This is a genomic window from Vibrio sp. RW (assembly GCF_027587105.1).
Lineage (GTDB): Bacteria > Pseudomonadota > Gammaproteobacteria > Enterobacterales > Vibrionaceae > Vibrio > Vibrio toranzoniae.
On sequence record NZ_JAPPTM010000015.1, the window covers coordinates 92,330 to 98,329 of the forward strand.

Here is a 6,000-nt window from a genome sequence, read left to right on the forward strand (position 1 = left end):
TTACTAGAATCAATTTACTTTTCTAGAATGTAAGGGTCTTCAAAGCCCATAGCTTGCATGATTTCTGTCTCGAGTGACTCCATCTCTTCAGCTTCATCATCTTCGATATGATCATAACCTAGCAGATGGAGGCTACCATGTACAACCATATGAGCCCAGTGTGCTAACAGAGGCTTATTTTGCTCTTCTGCTTCTTTCTCGACAACTTGGCGGCAGATAATAAGGTCGCCCAGTAGATCTAACTCGATCCCAGGAGGAGCCTCGAATGGAAAAGACAACACGTTAGTCGGTTTGTCTTTTCCACGGTATTCATGATTGAGCTGGTGGCTTTCTTCTGTATCTACGATACGAACTGTCAACTCGGCGTTCTCTTGAAACTGAGGAATGGTCTTGTCTAACCAAAGCTGGATATCTTGTTCGGTTGGGAGACCCTGCTCATTTTCGACCGCTAATTGCAGGTCTAGTTCAATAGACATCTATTTATCACCTTGCCCTGTAACCGCAGAAGTATTTTGTGTTGCTAGTTGTGTCGTCGTCGCTACTTGTTGAGCCTCAAGAAGTTTGGCTTCTCTCTCTTCACGTTTACGGGCCTCAAACTCTTTACGCTCTTTCTGGTCTTTTGCTTCCCATTTCTCGTAGGCATTGACGATACGAGCAACCACTGGGTGACGAACAACGTCTTCAGACATGAAGAAGTTAAAGCTAATGTCATCAACTTCACTGAGCACTTCAGTTGCATGACGTAGACCAGATTTTGCACCACGAGGTAAATCGATTTGCGTTATATCACCCGTGATGACAGCTCGCGAATTAAAACCAATACGGGTTAAGAACATTTTCATCTGTTCAACCGTGGTGTTTTGGCTCTCATCAAGAATAATAAAAGCATCATTCAGTGTACGGCCACGCATATAGGCCAGAGGCGCTACTTCAATCACGTTACGTTCAATCAACTTTTCAACACGTTCAAAGCCAAGCATTTCGAAGAGTGCATCGTAAAGTGGACGCAAATATGGATCGACTTTCTGGCTTAAATCACCAGGAAGGAAACCAAGTTTCTCACCGGCTTCAACAGCAGGGCGAGTCAGTAGAATACGGCGAACCTCTTGACGTTCGAGTGCATCGACAGCTGCCGCAACGGCTAAATATGTTTTACCAGTTCCTGCTGGGCCAATACCAAAAGTGATGTCATGAGTCACCATGTTCATTAGGTACTGTGCTTGGTTTGGAGTACGTGGCTTAATCACGCCCTTTTTAGTCTTAATGGTGACTTCTTTACCGTAATCAACCTCAGACTCGACGTGTTGCTCCAAAATGCCAGATTCGGTGATCGCCAGATGCACCTGCTCTGGTTCGATATCGATCATGTTGCCTTTAACTGGAGCCGTTTCAACATAGAGGTGTTTGATGATGTCTAAAGCGGCGGCTGTCGTGTGAGGCTTACCAACGATTGTGAAGAAGTTGCTGCGGTAATTAATCTCAACACCCAGGCGACGCTCAAGGTGTTTGATGTTGTCGTCGAATGGTCCGCATAAATTTGCCAAGCGCTTGTTGTCTGCTGGCTCTAGATTTATCTCTAAGGTAACGATTTTATTGCTCAAATTAGCCTCTCATTTTGTACCATTCTCTCTTAAATAAAAATAAAAGAGCAAGAAGCCCGATTTAGACCGGGCTTCTGATGGTGATATCCCTATTTCTAAGATGGTCACTTAGTTAGGTAATTTCAAGCTTTGTGTTTGTGCTTTGTGCTCAAACAGTTGTATTGCTTATGGCGTAAAGGTTGCTACGCCTAGCTCGTCTTCGCGTTTTGTTTTTTCCATCATTTCTGCTGGAGTCATAACAACGCGTAGACCCATGTCTTTTTCTGTTCGAACCAATTCGCCACGTAGTGAGTTGGTGTAAACTTCAGTGATCTTCACGTCTACGAATTGACCGATGAGATCAGCAGAACCTTCGAAGTTCACAACACGGCTATTTTCAGTACGGCCACGCAGTTCCATTAGATTCTTTCTTGATGGGCCTTCAACAAGGATACGCTGCTCAGTGCCTAGCATCAGACGAGAGAAGCGCATAGCTTGTGTGTTTACCGTTTGTTGCAGTTCGTACAAGCGATCTTTCTTCTCTTGTGCTGGAACGTCACATGGGTAATCTGCTGCTGGCGTACCTGGGCGAGGAGAGAAAACAAAGCTGAAGCTCATATCGAAATCAACTTCTTTAATTAGCTTCATTGTATCTTGGAAGTCTTGCTTAGATTCGCCAGGGAAACCAACAATAAAGTCAGAGCTGATTTGAATATCAGGACGAGCTTTACGCAGTTTGCGGATAATAGACTTGTACTCGATAGCTGTATGGGGACGCTTCATCATCGTCAGAATACGGTCACTACCACTTTGTACTGGTAGGTGAAGGAAGCTCACTAGTTCTGGTGTATCTTTGTAAACTTCAATGATGTCGTCACCAAACTCAAGCGGGTGGCTTGTTGTGAAACGAATACGGTCGATACCGTCGATAGAAGCAACAAGACGAAGCAGTTCTGCGAATGAACAGATATCACCTTCGTATGTTGGACCGCGGTATGCGTTTACGTTTTGACCCAGTAGGTTAACTTCACGTACGCCTTGCTCTGCAAGTTGAGCAACTTCGAACAGTACATCATCCATTGGACGGCTAACTTCTTCACCACGTGTGTATGGTACAACACAGTAAGTACAGTATTTAGAACAACCTTCCATGATAGAAACGAACGCCGTCGCGCCTTCAGCTTTTGGTTCTGGCAGGTTATCGAACTTTTCGATCTCTGGGAACGAGATGTCCATTACTGGCTTTTCGTTAGACAGTGATGACTTAATCATCTCTGGCAGACGGTGCAGAGTTTGTGGGCCAAAGATTACGTCTACGTACGGTGCACGTTGACGAATGTGATCACCTTCTTGAGTCGCTACACAGCCACCCACACCGATCACCACACCTTCTTTTTTATCTTTAAGCGTTTTCCAACGACCAAGCTGGTGGAATACTTTTTCTTGCGCTTTTTCGCGGATAGAACAAGTATTCAATAGTAGTACGTCTGCTTCCTCAGGTACTTCCGTTAGCTCATAGCCGTTTGCAGCGTTAAGCAGGTCGGCCATTTTTGATGAATCGTATTCATTCATCTGACAGCCCCAGGTTTTAATTAGCAGTTTCTTACTCATTTTATGTTCGCTCGATCGTTAGTTTAATTTAAGGGAGCAAATCGCCCATTATTCATCCTCAAGCACCTTCGGTCATCATTAGGTATTCATTTATGACGGGCGCTAGCGGCAAGCGGCGTATTGTACTGGTTTCAAAACCGACTGACTAGTAGTCTGATCAAATCTCTTCGGTAGTGGTTTCTATTATCGTTAACGCTAGATACAGCAAGGGATAACCCTTCTTTCAAATAAGGTTTTTGGTTACAAGTTAGTTATGAAAAAGTACAATCAAAACAGTCAAAGAATCAAACTGATAAGTACAAAATATGAACAATTACGATGTTGTGGTCGTTGGTGGTGGTATGGTTGGTGCAGCAACAGCGATTGGTTTTGCAAAGCAAGGTCTGAGTGTTGCGGTGATCGAAGGTTGTGCTCCACAAGCTTTTGATGAGTCGCAAGCGATGGACATTCGTGTGTCAGCGATCTCTCAAGCATCGGTCGATTTGCTTGAAGATCTTGGTGCATGGCAAAGTATTGCAGCGATGCGAGTGTGTTCTTATAAGCGTTTAGAGACGTGGGAGCACCCAGAGTGTCGTACTCGTTTTGATGCCGCATCACTGGATCTGCCTCGTCTAGGTTATATTGTCGAAAACAGACTTATTCAGTTAGGCTTATGGTCTCAGTTTGATGCTTATGACAATTTAGAACTGTTGTGCCCTGAAAAGTTGGATTCTATTGAATTTGGCGAAACTAATATCGTCAAGCTTCAATCTGGGGCAGAGTTATCAGCGAAGTGGTTGGTTGGTGCTGATGGTGCGAATTCAGCCGTTCGTCAACAAGCTGGAATAGGCATTACGGCTTGGGATTATCGACAGCACTGCATGCTTATCAATGTAGAAACAGAACTACCTCAACAAGATATTACTTGGCAACAGTTTTTACCGAGTGGACCTCGTTCATTCCTTCCATTGTGCTCGCTAATGTCTGAAGGCAAAGAGGTGGGGCAGGGTTCTTTAGTTTGGTATGACTCGCCTTCTCGTATTAAGCAACTTTCTACTATGAGCCCAGAAAAATTACGTAATGAAGTACTTACTCACTTTCCTCAAGAGTTAGGTGATATCAAAGTCTTGAATGCAGGTTCATTCCCTTTGACTCGACGTCATGCTCAATCATACTCGAAGAAAAACTGCATTTTAGTCGGGGATTCTGCGCATACGATTAACCCGTTGGCTGGGCAGGGTGTTAACTTGGGCTTTAAAGATGTGGCAGCACTATTGGATATTACCAAAGAGAAAGGTGAATTGAGTCAATCTGAGGCGAGACGCTATGAAGTGATCAGAAGAGGTGACAATCTGATGATGCAAAGTGGCATGGACTTTTTCTACAAAACGTTCAGTAATGATATTGGCCCGCTCAAGTTTGTGCGTAATGCTGCACTAAAGCTAGCAGAACACTCAGGGCCGATTAAAGCTCAAGTCTTGAAATACGCGTTGGGCCTTTAAACGGTTACATAAGGTTATTTACATAGAGAAGGAGAGCAGATGCTCTCCTTTTTTGTATGGTGTTGGATGCTATAACTGCTGTGTAATACAAACCGGTGTATCGATCTCTAAAGAGTACCCTGTATAAACCAAAGACCCGTCCTTATTATCTCGCTTGAATGATGTGATGTTGTTGGAGTGCTGGTTTGCGGCGATAAGCCACTGTCCACAGTCAGTGATATGAAAGTCGCGAGGGAAGTTACCTTCAGTGTTATAGCTATCAATAAAAATTGGTATTTTAGTCATAGAATCTATTCTGAAGCTACTGATCCTTGATTGATATCGACCAGACACATATAGGAATTGCTCATCCGGCGATAACTTAATTGCAGCTGCGGCTTCTCCCTTCTCCATATTCGGAAGGGCATCTATTTCCTCCACAATGCTCCACACACCTAAAACTTTTTCCAACATGAGTATCGTTTCAGAGAGCTCACAGAGCACGTAGGCCTTATCTTCAGCCTTATTGAAGACCAAATGGCGAGGCCCATTACCTGCTGGCGCTTTAATGGATTGCATTGGTTCGTCTAGAAACTCTTCCTGCTCTTCGTCAAAACAATAGAAATTGATTTTATCAGCTCCTAGATCGATGGTGACAAACTGTGGTGAGTTTTGTAAGAACAGGCACTGATGAGCATGAGGCCCAGTTTGTCGATCTTTGTTCGGCCCAGAACCGACCATTTTGATTGTTTTGAGTCGCTTATCGATATTGCCATTGATACTTAGACTAAAAATATCGAATGTGCCTGATGAGTATTGCGACGTAATAGCAAATTTATTGTTGGGAGCAATCGCGACATGGCAGGGGTGACTGCCCGAGATAACTCCTGAATTGGTCGTTGTCTTTGAATATGTATTAGGAATATGAAATAGCTGGGGTTGTTTTGGTTGTTCGACTTCAGACGCGGTATAAATTCCAAGTTTTGTCGCTACGACAAAAGAGGGGTTATTACACTCGGCGACAAGCTTAAAAGGTAATAGTTTTCCTGTACCTAAGTCTAACTGAGTTTGATAAACACCTTGGCTTTTACTTGGTGTGTCCGTGTAGCAACCGATCGTTAAAGGGAGGATTTTCATTGGCAGTCAGACTCAGTTAGAAAATGGAGCTGACATTGTCTTATAAAAAGAACGAAAAAGTGAGGAGTGAGAGGGAAATATTTGGTGATTTGGTTAGCAGATTTTCATATTCCAGATAAAACAAAACCCAGCTAAAAAGCTGGGTTTTATAAATGATGGTGCGGTCGGAGAGACTTGAACTCTCACACCTCTCGGCGCCAGAACCTAAATCT

Annotated in this window: 5 protein-coding genes; 1 reads left to right on the top strand and 4 read right to left on the bottom strand. The window is 43.7% G+C overall.

All coding sequences use genetic code 11. The annotated features are described in order from the left end of the window. Nucleotides 1–14: 14 nt before the first annotated feature. From ybeY to miaB, 3 genes are all read right to left on the bottom strand, one after another. Nucleotides 15–476, bottom strand: coding sequence for an rRNA maturation RNase YbeY (gene ybeY, locus OCT63_RS14335; RefSeq protein WP_137007941.1), 462 nt, complete (start codon nucleotides 474–476; stop codon nucleotides 15–17). Beyond that, a complete protein-coding gene (locus OCT63_RS14340) occupies nucleotides 477–1,601 on the bottom strand; it encodes a PhoH family protein (RefSeq protein ID WP_269983925.1) in 1,125 nt (374 codons plus the stop codon). It abuts the gene before it with no gap. 165 nt (nucleotides 1,602–1,766) lie between these two features. Beyond that, entirely contained in the window at nucleotides 1,767–3,191 is a 1,425-nt protein-coding gene (gene miaB / locus OCT63_RS14345) for a tRNA (N6-isopentenyl adenosine(37)-C2)-methylthiotransferase MiaB (RefSeq protein ID WP_269983926.1), read from the bottom strand. A 305-nt stretch (nucleotides 3,192–3,496) separates the two neighbouring features. Here miaB and OCT63_RS14350 point away from each other — a divergent pair, with 305 nt between their 5' ends. Continuing rightward, nucleotides 3,497–4,672: a 2-octaprenyl-3-methyl-6-methoxy-1,4-benzoquinol hydroxylase gene (locus OCT63_RS14350; protein WP_269983927.1), complete on the top strand. Its 1,176-nt coding sequence runs from the start codon at nucleotides 3,497–3,499 to the stop codon at nucleotides 4,670–4,672. A gap of 69 nt (nucleotides 4,673–4,741) precedes the next feature. On the opposite strand, the gene OCT63_RS14355 is transcribed toward OCT63_RS14350, so the two are convergent. Next, the gene (locus OCT63_RS14355) at nucleotides 4,742–5,788 is read right to left on the bottom strand and encodes a lactonase family protein (protein WP_060468441.1); all 1,047 of its coding nucleotides are present in this window, start codon (nucleotides 5,786–5,788) and stop codon (nucleotides 4,742–4,744) included. Nucleotides 5,789–6,000: the final 212 nt, after the last annotated feature.

What these genes read in the sequence shown, in the direction of transcription:
- miaB (WP_269983926.1), bottom strand. Translation starts at nt 3,191, where the DNA reads ATGAGTAAGAAACTGCTAATTAAAACCTGGGGCTGTCAGATGAATGAA.
- OCT63_RS14355 (WP_060468441.1), bottom strand. Translation starts at nt 5,788, where the DNA reads ATGAAAATCCTCCCTTTAACGATCGGTTGCTACACGGACACACCAAGT.
- ybeY (WP_137007941.1), bottom strand. Translation starts at nt 476, where the DNA reads ATGTCTATTGAACTAGACCTGCAATTAGCGGTCGAAAATGAGCAGGGT.
- OCT63_RS14350 (WP_269983927.1), top strand. Translation starts at nt 3,497, where the DNA reads ATGAACAATTACGATGTTGTGGTCGTTGGTGGTGGTATGGTTGGTGCA.